Here is a 14558-nt window from a genome sequence, read left to right as displayed (position 1 = left end):
GCCGATCTGCAGCACATAAGTGCGGACAGGGTTAGCGTGAGTGGGTGACGAGCCTGGACGAGGGCGCAGCCGACATCGGAGTGATCGCCGCGCTGTTTGCCGAGGCGATCGTGTCGAACGACGCCGACCGCATCGCCTCCTGCCTGCACCCCGAATGGAGGCTGATCGACGGTGACGGCGTCACCACGAGGCAGGTGTTCCTCGACCTGGTGCGCTCAGGTGCGCTCACCCATTCCGTCATGCGCGCGATAGGTCCCGTGGACGTCCGGTTGCACGACGACGTCGCGATCGTCGTTGCCCGGGTAGTCAACACCGCGCACTTCGGCGGGGCTTCCTTCCACGCGGACGAATGGACCACGGACGTATTCGTGCGCGACGACACTCGCTGGCTGTGCGCGCACAGCCACGTCACGCCCGCCGCCGGGACCGGGTAGGCCGCGGAGACGCTGGCGAGACACCCTTTATCGTGCCGCATTTCCGGAGGGGACCGCCCCTGCAACAGACGCCGGACTCCGCCAGTGCCCGAAGTGCTTCGTCGGTATCCGCTCGCTCCGTCTGGCAGTTCACGAGTTTCACAACTCATGAGCTCGCTTGACTCGGCGATTCGGAACCGAGATTAGAGACCGGACGCCGAATCTCTGCGGCTTCGACTACTGACAAGTTGCGTGGCACGAGTCATTCGCTGCCGCCACTGAGCGGAGGTGAGTTTCCGCGGGACTGCGGAGCTCCGCGCTGACAAAGTGCGTGGCGTCGAACACCGCGGCCATGCGCTTTGTCAGCGCTGCCATGCAGGTTGTCAGTGGCGCCATCGAGCCGCCCCGGGTGCCATGAGATGTCAGCAACTCGATCGGGTAGTGGTCTCGAGGAGTTGGAGGCGGCTCGCCATGCGGAAGGCATCGGGCCGTGTGGATACGTCCGCGAGGAAGCCGGACAGATCGACCGTCGAGGAGAATCGCACTGGTATGTCGGCGTCTACCAGCACGTCGATGACGTTGATGAAGCGCTGTTGAGCCTCGGCGTCGACTGTCCCAAATGAGGGTATGTCGGTGATGGCCCACCGGGAGAAGGACTGTGCCCAGTTCAGGTACTCAACAGTCGAGGTCGCTGCCGAGCACAGCTGGTCGAACGTGGCGACCAACTCGCCGTCGTCGGCTGACGTCACCGTGAATGCTCGTCCCTTCACGACAGTGAGGGTCTGCTGTTCAGGCGCGGCGGAACGGGCGGGTGCCATCGTCCAGCTGCCGGCGGCGAAGCCGTGGTCGTGCTCTTCATTGATGCTGCGATAGTCGACGGGGCCGGCGAGGTTCCACACGTCCATGTGTGTCTTGATGAGCGCGATACCGGGCTCGAACATGTGGTGCCAGATCGGATTCGGGAGTAGGTCGTCCGGGGCGTAGTTGGAGGTCGCGAGTACGGTCAGGCCGCGCTGAAAGACATGATCGAGAAGGCGGGTGAGGAGTCGGGCGTCGCCGGCGTCATGGACGTGGAGCTCGTCAAAGAAGAGCAGGCGGCTGTTCTGTGTGATGTCGTCGATCGCGCGTTCGACGGCGTCTCGTTCGATTCGGTGATCGTGGATGCTGCGGTGCAGTTCGTCGAAGAAGCCATGGAAATGCACGCGGGTCTTCTGGGCCAACGGGAGCTCCGCATAGAAGGCGTCAGCGAGCCAGGACTTGCCTCGCCCGGCATCGCCATGAATGTAGAGGCTGCGCGTCGACGAGCGCCGCAGGGAGCTGCGATCGAGATCCGCGCCGAGAGTCGCCATCCGCTCGAGTAACGCTTGCTGACCGGCGTCGAGAGCGAAGCCATTGCGGGCTGCCGCTTTCTCGACACCGACAACGAGCCTGTCCTTCGATCGCACTCCTTGAGAGTGCCACACGCCCACATGGCGTCGAGGACTGACAGGTTCTGGTCGTCCGAGCAACGGCCCTCAGGCGCGGGCGGAGCGCAACGGTGAGAGGACTGCAATGAGGGCGGCGACGGCGAACACGGCGGCGACGATCCAGATCGACTCGGCCACCCCGAGGGCGGATGCGAGCAGCCCGCCCGCGACCGCTCCAACGGCTCCTGCGGTGCGGTTGACCGATCGCCCCGTGGCATTGACGCGGCCAAGCAGCCCGTCAGGCACGGCTCGCTGCCGGTAGCTCATTTCGTTGGCGTTCTCGACACCGCCCGCAAGGCCGCCGGCTGCCAGAGCGGCGAACAGGAGAACGATCCCGGCCAGTCCAGACATCAACGGAACGACGCCGACAGTGATCCAGGCCAGGGGATAGATCAGTCGTGCGATCGTGATCGCCGCGCCCTCTCCGAGGCGGATGCCGAGCCGTTCGGCGAATGACGCCCCGATGAGCGTCGCGGCGCCGACGGTCGAGAGGAGGAGGCCGAACAGCGCTGCGCCGAGCTCGAGGGTGCGGAGGACGAACAGCGACAGAATCGTCAGTGACGCTGCGTTCGCGATGAACCAGACGTGGGTCGAGAGCGAGAGCGGCAGCAAGACGGGATGCCGATATGTGGCATCCAGCCCCTCGCGCATGTCCCGGAACACGAGTCCCCTTGTGCGGGAGGGCTTCTCCTCGATCCGGATGCTTGCGACGAGGATGGCGTCAACGACGTAGGTCACGGCGTCGATCAGCAGAGCCATCGGCGCTCCGAGCCACCGCACGAGCAGGCCGGCGAGCGTCGGACCGAGCGTCTGCGCGGCAGCTTCGCCCTGATCGAGTTGCGCGTTGGCGCGCAGCAGGCGGTCCCGGGCGACCAGGCGAGGCGGTAGCGATTGCGACGCCGCGAAGCCGAACACGGAGAAGGCGCCGAAGAGGAGCAGCAGCGCCACGAGGGTCGAGATCGACAGCCAGCCGAGCGCCCACAGGAGGGGGATCATGCCCAGGGCGAGTGCGCGCCCCATGCTGGCCACCACCAAGGTGCGACGTCGACGCCACCTGTCGACGTAGACGCCGGCGATCAGTCCGAAGAGCGCATAGGGAACGAACTGCGCGGCATTGACGATGCCGACCTCGATGGGGTCGGCGTGGAGTCCTTGGACGACGAGCACGGGCAAGGCCACGGCCGTGGCAGTGGACCCGAACGCGCTGAGCGTGTTGGCGGCCCAGAATCGCCGGAACCCCGCGCTTCGTCGCCCTCGCTCGTCTGACATCGCCCCCCAGTATCGCGCCTGCCGCGCCGTGCAACGCGACGGCTTGAGTGCGCACGACAGTTCGCTGACCCGGCCGTTGCAACAATGCATTGTGCACAACTCAATTGCGTGCCATGCTTTACCTGTGACCGACACGCAGCACACCGGCGAGCGGGCTATCGATGGGATGCTGTGCTTCTCCCTCTATGCCGCCAGCCGCGCGACGACCCAGGTGTACCGCCGTCTGCTGAAGCCCTGGGGTCTCACGTACCCGCAGTACCTCGTGCTGCTCGAGCTCTGGGAGCGCGGCCCGCTCACCGTGAGCGACCTGGGCAGCGACCTGGCGTTGGATTCGGGAACGCTGTCGCCCCTGCTCACTCGTCTCGAGAAGCTGGGGCACGTCGCCCGCACGCGATCGAGCGAGGATGCCCGAGTCGTCACGATCGGCCTCACCGAATCCGGCCGCGCACTGCGCACCGAACTCGCGCACGTGCCGGGCGAGGTCTTCCGCTGCATGTCGGTGTCGCCCGCCACCGCGCAGGCCCTGGTCGCGAACCTCCGCGCGTACACCGACGCGGTGGAGGCGTCGAACATCGCGGCATCCCGCTGACCTCCGTCGCGCATTCTCCCGACGCCCATCCCCCATCGAAGGAAGACTCCCATGGAAACGATCTACACCGCTGAGGCCCTCGCCACAGGAGACGGACGCAACGGCCACGTCGCCACTGCCGACGGCATGCTCAACGTCGACGTTCGCGTGCCGAAGGAGATGGGCGGTGCGGGAGGCGCGCTCAACCCGGAGTTGCTCTTCGCGGCAGGCTACGCGGCGTGCTTCCACAGCGCCCTGTTGAGTGTCGCTCGCCATGAGAAGGTCGCGGTGCACGACACGAGTGTGGGTGCGCGCGTGCGCATCGGCTCCAACGGAGAGGGGGGCTTCGGTCTGGCCGTCGAGCTCGAGGTCGTCATTCCCGACGTGCCCGCGGAGCAGGCTCAGGCGCTGGCGGATGCCGCACATCTGGTCTGCCCGTACTCCAACGCGACGCGGGGCAATATCGAGGTCATCGTGCGGGTCGTCGAGGACTGAGCCGACCCTCGCATCACGATCGTGGGCACACCAGCACGAGGCGCCATAGCATCGTCGCGTGCTGACCTCCGTGGATCCGCTCCCGCGCTGCCCTCGCCGCATCCTGATCGCGGGGGTCGCCGGTGTCGGCAAGACGACCCTCGCGCACCGGGTCGCCGATATCGCCCATGTGCCTCATACCGAGATCGACGCGCTCTTCCACGGGCCGGATTGGACGCCGCGACCCGAGTTCCTCGCCGATGTGCGCGGCCTCGTGGCGCAGGACTCGTGGGTGACGGAGTGGCAGTATCGCAACGTCCGCGCGTTGCTGGCAGCCCGCGCTGATCTACTGGTGTGGCTCGATCTGCCCTTCTGGACAGTGACTTACCCGCGATTGGTTCGCCGCACCGTCCGCCGCAGACGGAGCCGCGAGGAGCTGTGGAACGGCAACATCGAGCCGCCGTTCCGGCAGGTCTTGACCGACCCCGAGCACATCGCGCGGTGGGCGATCTCGACGCGACACAAGTACCGCGACATCGTTCCGCAGCTGGGAGCCGACTTTCCCGGCCTTGCGGTCGTGCGGTTGGGCTCGCAACGCGAGGTCGAGCGCTGGGTGAGGGGTCCGCTCACTCATGCTGTCGGTCGATCGGCGCGCCCGACGTGACGTAGGGCAGTGGGCTGCTTCACGCCCGAGAGCGCGTGGGCCGGTACCGCAGGGCGACAGCCCCCGACCGGAAATCATGACGGCCGATGAGCTCGAGCTGGATGCGCTCGCGCAGACCGGCGAGCAACGTCGGCCCGTGTCCGGCAACCACCGGCTGCACGAGGAACTCGTATTCGTCGATCAGCCCAAGATCCGCCAGCGCCCGCGGGAGTGTCACGCCGCCCACCCAGAGGCCCTTGCCCGGCTCGTGCTTGAGCTGCTGGACCGCTCGCGCCAGGTCGGAGCGCACCAGCTCGGCGTTCCAGTCGACCTCGCTCAGCGTGCTGGACACCACGTACTTCTTCGCCCGGTCGATGCTCTCGGCGAAGGGGAGGTCCCGCTCGGTCATCCAGTCGGGCCACGCGCCCGCGGCCGGCTTGCGCCAGGCCGACTCCATCATTTCGTAGGTCACCCGGCCGAAGAGCAGGGCGTCGGCGCGCTGCATCTCAGCGGTCCAGTAGCGCATCGACTCCTCGTCCGGCGCGAGCCCCGCCTCGTGATGGCAGCAACCGTCGAGCGTGATGTTGATCGAGTATCGAAGGGGTCTCATCTCGTCGCTCTCCCTTGATGAGCGCCGCGGGTTCGCCGGACGGAAGTCAGGCTAATCCCGAAGACCCGCCGCCGTCACCCGATCTCGCCGCCCGCGACCGTCTCGGCCAGCGCGTGCACGCGGGGGAGGTGGTGTGAACCGTAGAAGTCCGCGGACGTCAGGCGTGCGGCATCCGTCTCCGACACCGTGCCGCGCGCGAGAACGGCGGCGGCGGCGAGCGCGTGCATCCAGCCGCCCGCGAGGGTGCCGAGCAGCATGAGGTACGGCACGCTGACGGCGTAGGCGTCGCGCGGCGACGAGGCGAAGCCGAGCAGGTCGGCGGTCGCACGCCGGGATGCCGCGAGGGCCCGTTCCAGCCGGTCGGCGGTGCGCGCCGCGACGGGGTGCTCGAATGTGCGCAGGCCCGCCACGGTCTCATCGATCCGGTCGAACAGCCCCGACGCGGTGGCGCCGCCGTCGCGCAGCACCTTGCGGCCGACGAGGTCGTTCGACTGGATCGCGGTCGTGCCCTCGTAGATCGGGGTGATGCGCACATCGCGGTAGTGCTGCGCGGCGCCGGTCTCTTCGATGAAGCCCATACCGCCCTGCACCTGGATGGCATCGCTCGTGACGGTGATGGCATCCTCCGTCGTCCAGCCCTTGAGGATGGGCACGAAGAACTCGGCCAGCTTCACCACGGAGTCGTCGGTGTCGGCTCGATCGAGCAGGTCGCCGACGTACACGCCGAGGGCGCGCATCGCGAAGATCTTGCTCGACATCGACAGCAGCAGGCGCCGGACGTCGGGGTGCTCGGCGATCGGCGTGCCGGCGGGGCGCTGGAGCACGCCGCCCTGCAGGCGGTCGGCCGCATAGGCCGCGGCGCGCTGGTAGGCGCGATCAGCGATGCCCGTCGCCTGGAACCCCATGCCCGCGCGCGCGGAATTCATCATGACGAACATGCCCGCAAGCCCGCCGCCCACCTCGCCGACGAGGTAGCCGGTGGCGTCTTCGTAGGCGAGCACGCAGGTGGGGCTGCCGTGGATGCCGAGCTTGTGCTCGATCGCGACGGTGGTGATGGCGTTGCGCTCGCCGAGCGACCCGTCGTCGTTCACGAGGACCTTCGGCGCGACGAACAGCGAGAGCCCCTTCGCGCCGTCGGGCGCACCGGGGGTGCGGGCGAGCACCAGGTGCACGATGTTCTCGGCGATGTCGTGGTCGCCCCACGTGATGAAGATCTTCTGGCCGCGGATCGCCCAGCTGCCGTCGTCCCGCGGCGTCGCCGTCGTGCGGATCGCGCCGAGGTCGGTGCCGGCATCCGGCTCGGTGAGGTTCATCGTGCCGGTCCACTCGCCCGAGACGAGCTTCGACAGGTACGTCTCGCGGATGCGGTCGGATGCCGCGGCATCCAGCGCGTGGATCTGACCGGAAGTGAGCAGCCAGCAGAGCGCGAACGCCGCGTTCGAGGCGTTCCAGATCTCACCGAGTCCCGCACGCACGGCGCCGGGAAGCCCGTCGCCCCCGGCGGAGACGGGAGCCTCGGCGGTGACCCAGCCCGCCTCGACGAACGCCCGGTATGCCGCGGCGAACCCCTCGGGCAGGCGCACTTGACCGTCTTCCAGTCGCGCGCCGATCCGGTCGCCGGCGACGTCGAGCGGCGCGATGACCGAGGCGGCGAACTCGCCCGCTCCCGCGATGATGTCCGTCGCGTCCTCGGCGGTGAGCTCTCCGCCGGTGGCGCGCGCGACGAGGTCCTGACCGAAGGCGTCGGCGAAGAGGAACGCGTAGTCCTCGACGGGCGGCGTGTATGCGGACGCGTCAGCCATGACGGACTCCAGTGCTCGAGAGATGAAACTGGGGTTCAGTCTACGCGGCACTGGGTTTCAGTATCGCGGGGCGGGATGCGCTCGGGAAGCGTCACCGCGGTCCTCGGTTCCCCCGCGGCTCCGCTGTGGTCTACGCGTACGACTCGGCGAAACCGAGCGGGACCCCGGCGCGCCAGTACTGCGCCGCGCACCACACGCCGAGCGCGAGCAGCAGGATGCCGCCGGCCAGGAGGGCGACGAAGGTGGTCACCTCGCCGAAGGGCAGGATGACGGCGGACAGCCCCGCCAACGCCCCACCGGCTGCGGCGAGCCACAGGTCGAACCGCCACCGGAAGGTCATCCAGCGCCAGAAACCGCTGGGCGGCTGCAGCAGCCGCTCATCCTCCGCGGCATGCATCGCGGCGTATCGACGCTTCTTGAGAAACGAGGTGAGCAGCACGCCGGCAATTGCCGCTGCCAACCCGCCATAGAGCCCGAGCAGCGCCCACACGTATCCCTGCGGCATGTCGTCGACGGTGATCGGCCATCCGCCGAGGAGGGCGCTGACGGCGGGGACGAGGATCAAGAGGATCCAGAACGCCAGGGCGACGCCGAGCCAGAGAAGATGCAGTCGCGGCTCCATCACTGTGTTGTACGACACGACACTGCCGCTGGCCGACCCCGTCGTATCGCGCACGCCCACAGCACCGCGCATGACTCGTCCGGTGCCGATGAAGCACAAGGCCAGGAGGAAGAGGCCACCGGGGAGGGCGATGAGGAGCACTGCCGCTTCGATCTCGGAGGGGGAGAGTCCGAGGAATCCGCCCGGAACGACGACGTCCGTCTGCCAGGTCTCGATCGTTGTGACGCGTGAGAAGAAGAGCAGAAGCGCGCCTACGCCGAGCGCTCCGATCGCGGCGAGGACGACGCCGATGGTGGTCACCACGCTCGTCCATCGTGGCGGGCTCGATGAGCGTCGCGCCGACGGGCGGTGCGGCTGTTTCGGGCGGGGGTCTGTCTGTGTCTTCGACACGTTCTCTCCATACATTTCTGGCGAAGGAGCCGCGACCCAGAGAGGAGCGGCAGGAAACGGGGGTGCTTACGCGCGCATCGGCTGCGCCGCCGCCGTCACGGCCCGCCCATCCAGTGCTCGATGCGGTGGGTGTCGGGCGTGAATCCGTGGCGGACGCCGTAGAGCACGGCTTGGGTGCGGCTCGTCGCGCCGATCTTGCGGTAGACGGACCGGATGTAGGACTTGACGGTGTTCGGGCTGAGGTAGGTGAGGCGGGCGACGTCGGCGTTGCTCTTGCCCTGGGTGATGAGCGCGAGGATCTCGGACTCGCGATCGGTGATGCCCTCGAGGCGTCCCGGCCACTCGAGACCCGGGGCGCTTGGCGCCCGGCGGCTCTGGTCGCTGATGACGACCTCACCGGAGTGTACCGCCTCGATCGCGGCGACCAGCTGGGCCGCGGTCAAGGTCTTCGAGAGGTACCCGTGCACCCCTTGCCGACGAGCCGACTCGATGAGTTCGGCGTGGAAATTCCAGGTGTACACCACGACGCGTCGGGCGCGCGGGTTCTTGATGAGCTCGGAGATCTCCTGGTGGTCGGACTCCGGCTGTGCGAAGGAGTCGTACAGGACGACATCGACCGGATCACTCACCCCCTGGTTCGCGTCGATCTCCGCGATCACAACGCGGTCGCGGTAGTCGTCGAACAGATGCGCCAGCCCTTTCAGCACCACGTCATAGTCGTCGACGAGGGCGACGGTGATGGGCCGCGAGTCCCGGGACAATACCATGCCTCAGCTTTTCACCCCCAGGGGTGTGACGCCACACCCCGAGGGGTGGTCAAATGAGGTGTTGTCGCGGACTGCGGCATCCCGAGCACCGAACGGTGCCCGACCCTATACGTCCCTGGGCGTTCAAGAAGAGGAGCAATCATGCTCGGTCTCATCATCAGCATCATCGTCATCGGCCTGATCGCCGGATTCATCGCCCGCGCCGTCGTCCCGGGCAAGCAGGACATGAGCCTGCTCATGACCATCGTCCTCGGGATCGTCGGCTCGTTCGTCGGCGGGTTCCTCGGCTTCCTGCTCTTCGGACAGGACGCAACCGACGGCTTCTTCCAGCCCGCCGGCATCATCGGCTCGATCATCGGTGCGATCATCGCGCTGCTCGTCTACGGGATGGTCAAGGGCCGCAGCCGCTCTTCGCGCCGCTCCTGATCTGACGGTCAGCGCGAAAAGCCGCGCTGCAATCGTGAAGAAGCGCCCCGCGTCCGTGCAGGACGCGGGGCGCTTGGCGTCTAGGGCCGCAGGGCTTCGGTCTCGAGCGCAGCCTCGACTCGGTTGCTCACGCCGAGCCGCCGGTAGGCGTTCTCGAGATGTTTGTCGACCGTGCGCGGCGCGATGTTGAGCATTCCCGCGACCTCCCTGTTGGTGAGCCCACGCGCCGCCAAGACGATCACCTCCCGCTCGCGCCGCGTCAGCGACCCCGCCGACGGGATGGCTGGGTGCACCCACTGGATCCGAGGCTGCGGGGTGATGACGACCGCTTCGTAGCCCACGCCGGAACCCCGTGCCCGACGGATGGCTGACGACACGTGTGGAGCCAGGAGACGCACCAGTTGCGACTCCCGCGGACCGAAGTCCGCTGACGATCTGCTGAGGGTGAGACCGTGGGTCGCGTCGTCCTTGCTGTACAGCACCTGCGCGACCTGGTCCTCGATTCCCAGGTGACGAAGGCATGTGTCATAAGCCGGACTCGCATGCCACTCGCGTCGGGAGACGAGCTGCCGAAGCACCACAGTGTGAGAATCCGGTCGCTTGGCGACGTGGGCGATGACCGGCGAATCGGCTGCCACGGCGCCGAAGTCCACCATTGCGGTGGATACGGCGCGCGGGTCGGGCCACACGACGTCCACCTGCGTGTACTCGCCGTTCAAAGCCGTGAGCCGTGCCTCGTGGTAGATCGCGAGCTGAGCACCGATGAGGCGGACGAGGGCCGGCAACAGCTGCTCTTGCACCTCGGTCATGCGCGTGCATTCGGCCGCTGTCTGCGCCACGTTCAACGCCCCGCGCAGATCACCCACCGCGGTCGTTTCCATACGGACTCCCGGTACGCCCATCGGCACTACGCAGAATTGCGCATGGTGCCGCCCCCGCTGCCGCAGAACACTACTCGTACGGGTACAGGGGTGAAAGGTGAAGCGCATGCGTGCAGGGCGACAGGCGACGGTTGCCGCCGCAATGGGATTGCTGCTGCTGACGACCGGATGCAATGGCGACCCGGTGACGCCACCCGCCCCACCAGACCCCACCGAGTCCACCGAGTCCACCGAGTCGCCCGAGCCGCTGCCCGACCCGCCCACGCCGGACGACGCTCTCGTGATCAGTCAAGACGGTCTGGCGCAGTTCGCTTTCCATCGGGACGTGCTCGACCTCTCCGTCACCGAGGTGGAGGAGGTCCTCGGGACGTCGTTCCTCGCGCCTCAGACGGAGCATTGCTCTCTCGCCATCTGGGAGAGCGAGGGTATCGCTGCGGCCGTGGACGCGGGGAGCAGCGGCATCATGGCCTTCGTGACGGACCGCAGCGACGTCGTCTCATCCGCCGGCATCCGCATCGGCGATCCGCTCGACGCCGTGATCGAGGCCCACGGCGAAGAAGCACTCGAGGCTTACGAGCAGCCCCTCACGCCGTCCGGTGGAATGGTCGTCGCGGTGGTCGATGACAGCGGAGCAACAGAAGGCAGTATGCACCTGGCTTACGAGCTCGGCCCTGACTCCCGTGTGGCGAGGATCCGCGGCGGATTCGCTCCCTTCTCGCTCTACGCGGACTACTGCTCCGACGCGGCCGTCCGACCCGACGCGACCGGATGGCCGCTCTAGCTGCCCTTCCCCCTCTCTGAGGGACGCTGTCCGACCAGCATCCCGGGAGGAAGACCGCCGTCGTTCCTAGGATGATCGTGCGGCGACGGAGGGAGGGCGGCATGGCGGGACGCGTCCGCGTGGGAATCTCGGGGTGGCGCTACCCGAGCTGGCGGGGGGATTTCTACCCGAAGGGGCTGGCCCAGGCCCGTGAGCTGCAGTACGTCGGCGAGCAGATGTCGACGCTCGAGCTCAATGGGTCCTTCTACTCGCTGCAGCGCCCGACGAGCTATCAGCGGTGGCGTCAGGCCGTGCCCGACGACTTCGTCTTCGCGGTGAAGGGTTCCCGCTACATCACCCACATGCTGCGGCTGCGGGGCATCGACGTGGCGCTGGCGAACTTCTTCGCCTCGGGCGTGCTGGCGCTGGGGGAGCAGCTCGGTCCCATCCTCTGGCAGCTGCCGGAGCGGGAGCAGTTCGATCCCGAGACGCTCGAGCAGTTCCTCACTGCGCTGCCGCGCACGACGGGCGCGGCACTGGAGCTCGCGCGGCGGCACGACGAGCGGCTCGACGGACGCGACTGGCTCCAGATCGAGAACGACACCCCGATCCGGTACGCGTTCGAGCCCCGGTCACCCAGCTTCGAGGATGCCGCGGTCGCCCCCATCCTGCGTGACCACGACGTCGCGCTGGTCGTGGCCGACACCGCAGGCAGGTTCCCGGACTTCGGCGAGGTCACGGGATCGTTCGTGTACGTGCGCCTGCACGGCGCGGAGGATCTGTATACGAGCGGCTACACCGACCCGCAGCTCGACGGCTGGGCCGCTCGCATCGCCGGTTGGACGAGCGGCGAGGCCACCCCCGACGGTGAACCCCGGGACGTGCACGTCTACTTCGACAACGACGCCCGCGGCCACGCCCCGCACGACGCGGTCGGCCTGGCGCGCCGGGTCGGCGACGCGCCGGCGGGCCGGTAGCACCCCCGGCATCCGCCCTCCTGTCGCCGCAACGTAGGGCCCCGCAACGAACGACCCCGGAAGATCCCGGCAGCCGCCCGCCTCAGCGGGACAGCGCCGACAGCGACACCGGCCGCACGAGCACCCGGCGCTGGTCCCGCACCCAGCGCACCCGATCGCGTCGGTATTCGGCGTGCGTGGCGAACCGGTAGCGGTACGACACGACGCGCACCCACGTCGGGCGGTCGCCGCCGAACGGCGCGCGGCGCAGCAGCTTGAGGGTCGCCGCATCCGCTTCGAGCAGCCGCACGAGCAGCACCGTGAACCAGTCCTCGAGCGACCGCCCGAGAGGGAGGAACCACATGAGCCAGTCCAGCCGCAGGTGATAGGGCGCGTACTGCCGGGGGATCCGCCGCACGTCGCCCGGCTTGCCCTTGAACGCGTACTCGCTCCAGGTGGCCTCGCCCGGGTCGGCATCCATCGTCGCCTCGATCACGTACTCGACACGCGTCTTCGTCACGGTGCCGAATGCCCCGTACGCATTGGCGAGCTGCCAGCGGTTGAAGCTCGCGTTCATCAGCTGCCGGTGGGCGAAGAGGTTGCGCAGCGCCGGCCAGCTGATCACGACGTAGAGCAGGCCCACCGCGCAGGTGACCACCAGCCAGTACAGGGGCAGCCCGTCGATGATCCAGGGCGGGTCGGATGCCGCACTCGCACCCCACCCCGGCCAGGACACCGCCGAGAACCCCAGCACGATCGTCGCCCAGTTGAGCCACGCGAAGTTTCCGGTGAGGACGAGCCACAGCTGCGTCGCGATGACGACGGCGCCGGCGACCGTGCCGACGACGGCCGGCACCGGACCCGGAATCCACAGTCCTAGAAGCGGAGCGAAGAGGAACCAGGGCACCACCAGCTGCGAGAAGTGGTTGCCCAGCACCTCCAGCTTGTGGAACCACCGGGGGAGCAGGTGCGCCTGCCGGCTGAGCGGCCCCGGCATCGGCTGGGTCTCGTGGTGGTAGGTGAGGGCCGTGAGGTCCCGCCACTCCCGCCCGCCCCGGATCTTGATCATGCCGGCGCCGAACTCCAGCCGGAACAGCAGCCACCAGAAGAGCACGATCACGACGGTCGACGGGGGCTGGTCGTTCGAACCGAGGAACGCCGCGAGGAACCCGGCCTCGAGCAGCAGCATCTCCCACCCGAACCCGTAGAAGGTCTGGCCGATGCTCACCACCGACATGTAACCCAGCCACAGCAGCAGGAAGCACAGCATCGGCACCCACGGCGGGGCGAGCTGGGGGATGCCGGCCACCAGGGCCGCGCTCACGATCAGGCCCGCGACGCACAGACCGGCCAGGCGGCGGTCGGTGTAGCGCACGCGGCGGAAGAGCGTCGGTCCCACCATGCGGGCGCGCCGGGGAGAGGCTGCCACCCAGCGCAGCAGGTCCGGCGCCGGCAGCAGCCCCCGCTCGCCGAGCAGCGCGCGGAACTGATTGAGCGACGACAGGAAGGCCACGAAGTACAGGGCGGCGATGCCCCGCTGCAGCACCTGCCGGGCGAACTCGAAGTCGACCGCCGCGAAACCCTGCATGACCCGACGCTACGGCCGGGCGGTTCGCGCTCGAAAGGGCTTGCGGGGGCGGGTGGGACCGCGTGAGGATAGCGCGCCGTCGCCGAAGAGGGAACCGCAGGAAACCGGCGCGGCGCATACGGCACCATCGCAGGGCGGGACGCAGCGGCATCCCGCACCCGCACGACGAGAGGAGCCACCATGGACAACCGTGACGAGGAGAAGGTGCAGGGCGGCAGCACGAGCACCGAAGAGACCGACACGCTCTCCGGCGGCGAGTACTCGCAGCAACTCGACGGCGCGACGCAGTCCGCCGACGAGGTGGTCTCGGAGCCCGACGACCGCTTCGACGGCGGCGTGGGCGACGGCGAGGGCACGGCGGCCGAGGCTGACGAGCGCTTCGGCGACCCGGGCCCGGGGGCGGCAGCCGCGGGCGGTGGTCAGATGGGCTCGGCCAGCGGCCTGCAGCCCGAGACGCAGGGTGAGGACCCCGTCATCGCCGAGCTCGGCGAGGACGGCGAAGGCGACCTCGCACCCGGGGACGTCTAGAGCCCCCACGCGACGAAAACGGCGCCGGTTCCCAGAAGGGACCGGCGCCGTCGTCGTGCGCTCTTCGGTCAGGCTTCGCCGAGGATGCTCTGCATCACCTCGAGCGAGACCTCGCTGCGCTCGCCGTCGGCCAGCTCGTGCACGCGGAAGGGGATGCCGTGCTCGAGGAGGAACGCGGCCGTCTTCTCCAGTCGCGGTGCGACGTGGATGTGATCCGTGCCGAACAGGCTGCAGGTGTACAGGGGTTCTCCGGATGCCGCCGCCCGCCGCATCTCCACGGTGGAACGGCCGTTGATGCGGTACAGGGCCTGCAGCGTCTGCGGGGACAGCTCGGTGACGCCGTCGAGCGTGAGCGAGATCGACACGGGGGAATCGGTCATGCTCTCATCGAACCA

17 protein-coding genes are annotated in these 14558 nt (G+C 68.4%); 8 read left to right on the top strand and 9 right to left on the bottom strand.

Annotated elements, in window-relative coordinates:
• Positions 1-44 precede the first annotated feature (44 nt).
• Positions 45-434 carry a nuclear transport factor 2 family protein gene (locus QNO14_RS12470; RefSeq protein ID WP_257505562.1) on the top strand — a complete coding sequence of 130 codons (390 nt, stop codon included), beginning with the start codon at positions 45-47 and terminating at the stop codon, positions 432-434.
• Positions 435-835: 401 nt separating this feature from the next.
• Here QNO14_RS12470 and zapE read toward each other — a convergent pair whose 3' ends face one another.
• Together zapE and QNO14_RS12460 are read right to left on the bottom strand one after the other, a co-directional pair.
• Positions 836-1858, bottom strand: coding sequence for a cell division protein ZapE (gene zapE / locus QNO14_RS12465; RefSeq protein ID WP_257505560.1), 1023 nt, complete (start codon positions 1856-1858; stop codon positions 836-838).
• 69 nt (positions 1859-1927) lie between these two features.
• The gene (locus QNO14_RS12460; protein ID WP_257505559.1) at positions 1928-3148 is read right to left on the bottom strand and encodes an MFS transporter; all 1221 of its coding nucleotides are present in this window, start codon (positions 3146-3148) and stop codon (positions 1928-1930) included.
• A gap of 124 nt (positions 3149-3272) precedes the next feature.
• On the opposite strand from QNO14_RS12460, the gene QNO14_RS12455 reads away from it, so the two are divergent.
• Genes QNO14_RS12455 through QNO14_RS12445 form a run of 3 tightly spaced genes read left to right on the top strand, consistent with a single transcriptional unit; the run spans position 3273 to position 4854 of the window.
• Positions 3273-3737 (top strand): MarR family winged helix-turn-helix transcriptional regulator, encoded by a 465-nt coding sequence (locus tag QNO14_RS12455; RefSeq protein ID WP_374113933.1) that lies wholly within the window; start codon positions 3273-3275, stop codon positions 3735-3737.
• A gap of 51 nt (positions 3738-3788) precedes the next feature.
• Entirely contained in the window at positions 3789-4211 is a 423-nt protein-coding gene (locus tag QNO14_RS12450; protein ID WP_257493864.1) for an organic hydroperoxide resistance protein, read from the top strand.
• 58 nt (positions 4212-4269) lie between these two features.
• Entirely contained in the window at positions 4270-4854 is a 585-nt protein-coding gene (locus QNO14_RS12445) for a P-loop NTPase family protein (protein WP_257505557.1), read from the top strand.
• Between the two features lie 19 nt (positions 4855-4873).
• On the opposite strand, the gene QNO14_RS12440 is transcribed toward QNO14_RS12445, so the two are convergent.
• The 4 genes from QNO14_RS12440 to QNO14_RS12425 form a co-directional block, all read right to left on the bottom strand.
• On the bottom strand, positions 4874-5443 hold the full coding sequence (locus QNO14_RS12440) for a dihydrofolate reductase family protein (RefSeq protein ID WP_257493862.1): 570 nt from the start codon (positions 5441-5443) through the stop codon (positions 4874-4876).
• A gap of 74 nt (positions 5444-5517) precedes the next feature.
• Positions 5518-7245: an acyl-CoA dehydrogenase family protein gene (locus tag QNO14_RS12435; protein ID WP_257505556.1), complete on the bottom strand. Its 1728-nt coding sequence runs from the start codon at positions 7243-7245 to the stop codon at positions 5518-5520.
• 130 nt (positions 7246-7375) lie between these two features.
• Positions 7376-8170, bottom strand: a complete 795-nt coding sequence (locus tag QNO14_RS12430) for a hypothetical protein (protein ID WP_257505555.1) — start codon at positions 8168-8170, stop codon at positions 7376-7378.
• A 182-nt stretch (positions 8171-8352) separates the two neighbouring features.
• Positions 8353-9024 carry a LuxR C-terminal-related transcriptional regulator gene (locus QNO14_RS12425; protein WP_257505553.1) on the bottom strand — a complete coding sequence of 224 codons (672 nt, stop codon included), beginning with the start codon at positions 9022-9024 and terminating at the stop codon, positions 8353-8355.
• Between the two features lie 141 nt (positions 9025-9165).
• Here QNO14_RS12425 and QNO14_RS12420 point away from each other — a divergent pair, with 141 nt between their 5' ends.
• Complete coding sequence (locus QNO14_RS12420; RefSeq protein WP_257493858.1) at positions 9166-9450, top strand: GlsB/YeaQ/YmgE family stress response membrane protein; 285 nt, start codon at positions 9166-9168, stop codon at positions 9448-9450.
• Between the two features lie 80 nt (positions 9451-9530).
• Here QNO14_RS12420 and QNO14_RS12415 read toward each other — a convergent pair whose 3' ends face one another.
• A complete protein-coding gene (locus QNO14_RS12415; RefSeq protein ID WP_257493857.1) occupies positions 9531-10259 on the bottom strand; it encodes a helix-turn-helix transcriptional regulator in 729 nt (242 codons plus the stop codon).
• Between the two features lie 178 nt (positions 10260-10437).
• On the opposite strand from QNO14_RS12415, the gene QNO14_RS12410 reads away from it, so the two are divergent.
• Positions 10438-11112 (top strand): hypothetical protein, encoded by a 675-nt coding sequence (locus tag QNO14_RS12410; RefSeq protein ID WP_257505551.1) that lies wholly within the window; start codon positions 10438-10440, stop codon positions 11110-11112.
• Positions 11113-11213: 101 nt separating this feature from the next.
• Positions 11214-12068, top strand: a complete 855-nt coding sequence (locus tag QNO14_RS12405) for a DUF72 domain-containing protein (protein ID WP_257505549.1) — start codon at positions 11214-11216, stop codon at positions 12066-12068.
• A gap of 82 nt (positions 12069-12150) precedes the next feature.
• On the opposite strand, the gene QNO14_RS12400 is transcribed toward QNO14_RS12405, so the two are convergent.
• Entirely contained in the window at positions 12151-13635 is a 1485-nt protein-coding gene (locus QNO14_RS12400; RefSeq protein WP_257505547.1) for a lipase maturation factor family protein, read from the bottom strand.
• A 180-nt stretch (positions 13636-13815) separates the two neighbouring features.
• Here QNO14_RS12400 and QNO14_RS12395 point away from each other — a divergent pair, with 180 nt between their 5' ends.
• Positions 13816-14163, top strand: coding sequence for a hypothetical protein (locus QNO14_RS12395; protein WP_257493852.1), 348 nt, complete (start codon positions 13816-13818; stop codon positions 14161-14163).
• A 68-nt stretch (positions 14164-14231) separates the two neighbouring features.
• Here QNO14_RS12395 and QNO14_RS12390 read toward each other — a convergent pair whose 3' ends face one another.
• Complete coding sequence (locus QNO14_RS12390; protein WP_257493851.1) at positions 14232-14543, bottom strand: hypothetical protein; 312 nt, start codon at positions 14541-14543, stop codon at positions 14232-14234.
• Positions 14544-14558: the final 15 nt, after the last annotated feature.

Source organism: Microbacterium sp. zg-Y625 (genome assembly GCF_030246925.1).
GTDB lineage: Bacteria > Actinomycetota > Actinomycetes > Actinomycetales > Microbacteriaceae > Microbacterium > Microbacterium jiangjiandongii.
The sequence above is the reverse complement of the archived record's forward strand: the minus strand, read 5'-3'. Positions and strand labels throughout refer to the sequence as shown.

Bases quoted from the DNA above. Each gene is read 5' to 3' on its own strand.
- QNO14_RS12460 (WP_257505559.1), bottom strand. From the start codon at position 3,148: ATGTCAGACGAGCGAGGGCGACGAAGCGCGGGGTTCCGGCGATTCTGG.
- QNO14_RS12450 (WP_257493864.1), top strand. From the start codon at position 3,789: ATGGAAACGATCTACACCGCTGAGGCCCTCGCCACAGGAGACGGACGC.
- QNO14_RS12440 (WP_257493862.1), bottom strand. From the start codon at position 5,443: ATGAGACCCCTTCGATACTCGATCAACATCACGCTCGACGGTTGCTGC.
- QNO14_RS12435 (WP_257505556.1), bottom strand. From the start codon at position 7,245: ATGGCTGACGCGTCCGCATACACGCCGCCCGTCGAGGACTACGCGTTC.
- QNO14_RS12425 (WP_257505553.1), bottom strand. From the start codon at position 9,024: ATGGTATTGTCCCGGGACTCGCGGCCCATCACCGTCGCCCTCGTCGAC.
- QNO14_RS12420 (WP_257493858.1), top strand. From the start codon at position 9,166: ATGCTCGGTCTCATCATCAGCATCATCGTCATCGGCCTGATCGCCGGA.
- QNO14_RS12415 (WP_257493857.1), bottom strand. From the start codon at position 10,259: ATGACCGAGGTGCAAGAGCAGCTGTTGCCGGCCCTCGTCCGCCTCATC.
- QNO14_RS12410 (WP_257505551.1), top strand. From the start codon at position 10,438: ATGCGTGCAGGGCGACAGGCGACGGTTGCCGCCGCAATGGGATTGCTG.
- QNO14_RS12405 (WP_257505549.1), top strand. From the start codon at position 11,214: ATGGCGGGACGCGTCCGCGTGGGAATCTCGGGGTGGCGCTACCCGAGC.
- QNO14_RS12400 (WP_257505547.1), bottom strand. From the start codon at position 13,635: ATGCAGGGTTTCGCGGCGGTCGACTTCGAGTTCGCCCGGCAGGTGCTG.
- QNO14_RS12395 (WP_257493852.1), top strand. From the start codon at position 13,816: ATGGACAACCGTGACGAGGAGAAGGTGCAGGGCGGCAGCACGAGCACC.
- QNO14_RS12390 (WP_257493851.1), bottom strand. From the start codon at position 14,543: ATGACCGATTCCCCCGTGTCGATCTCGCTCACGCTCGACGGCGTCACC.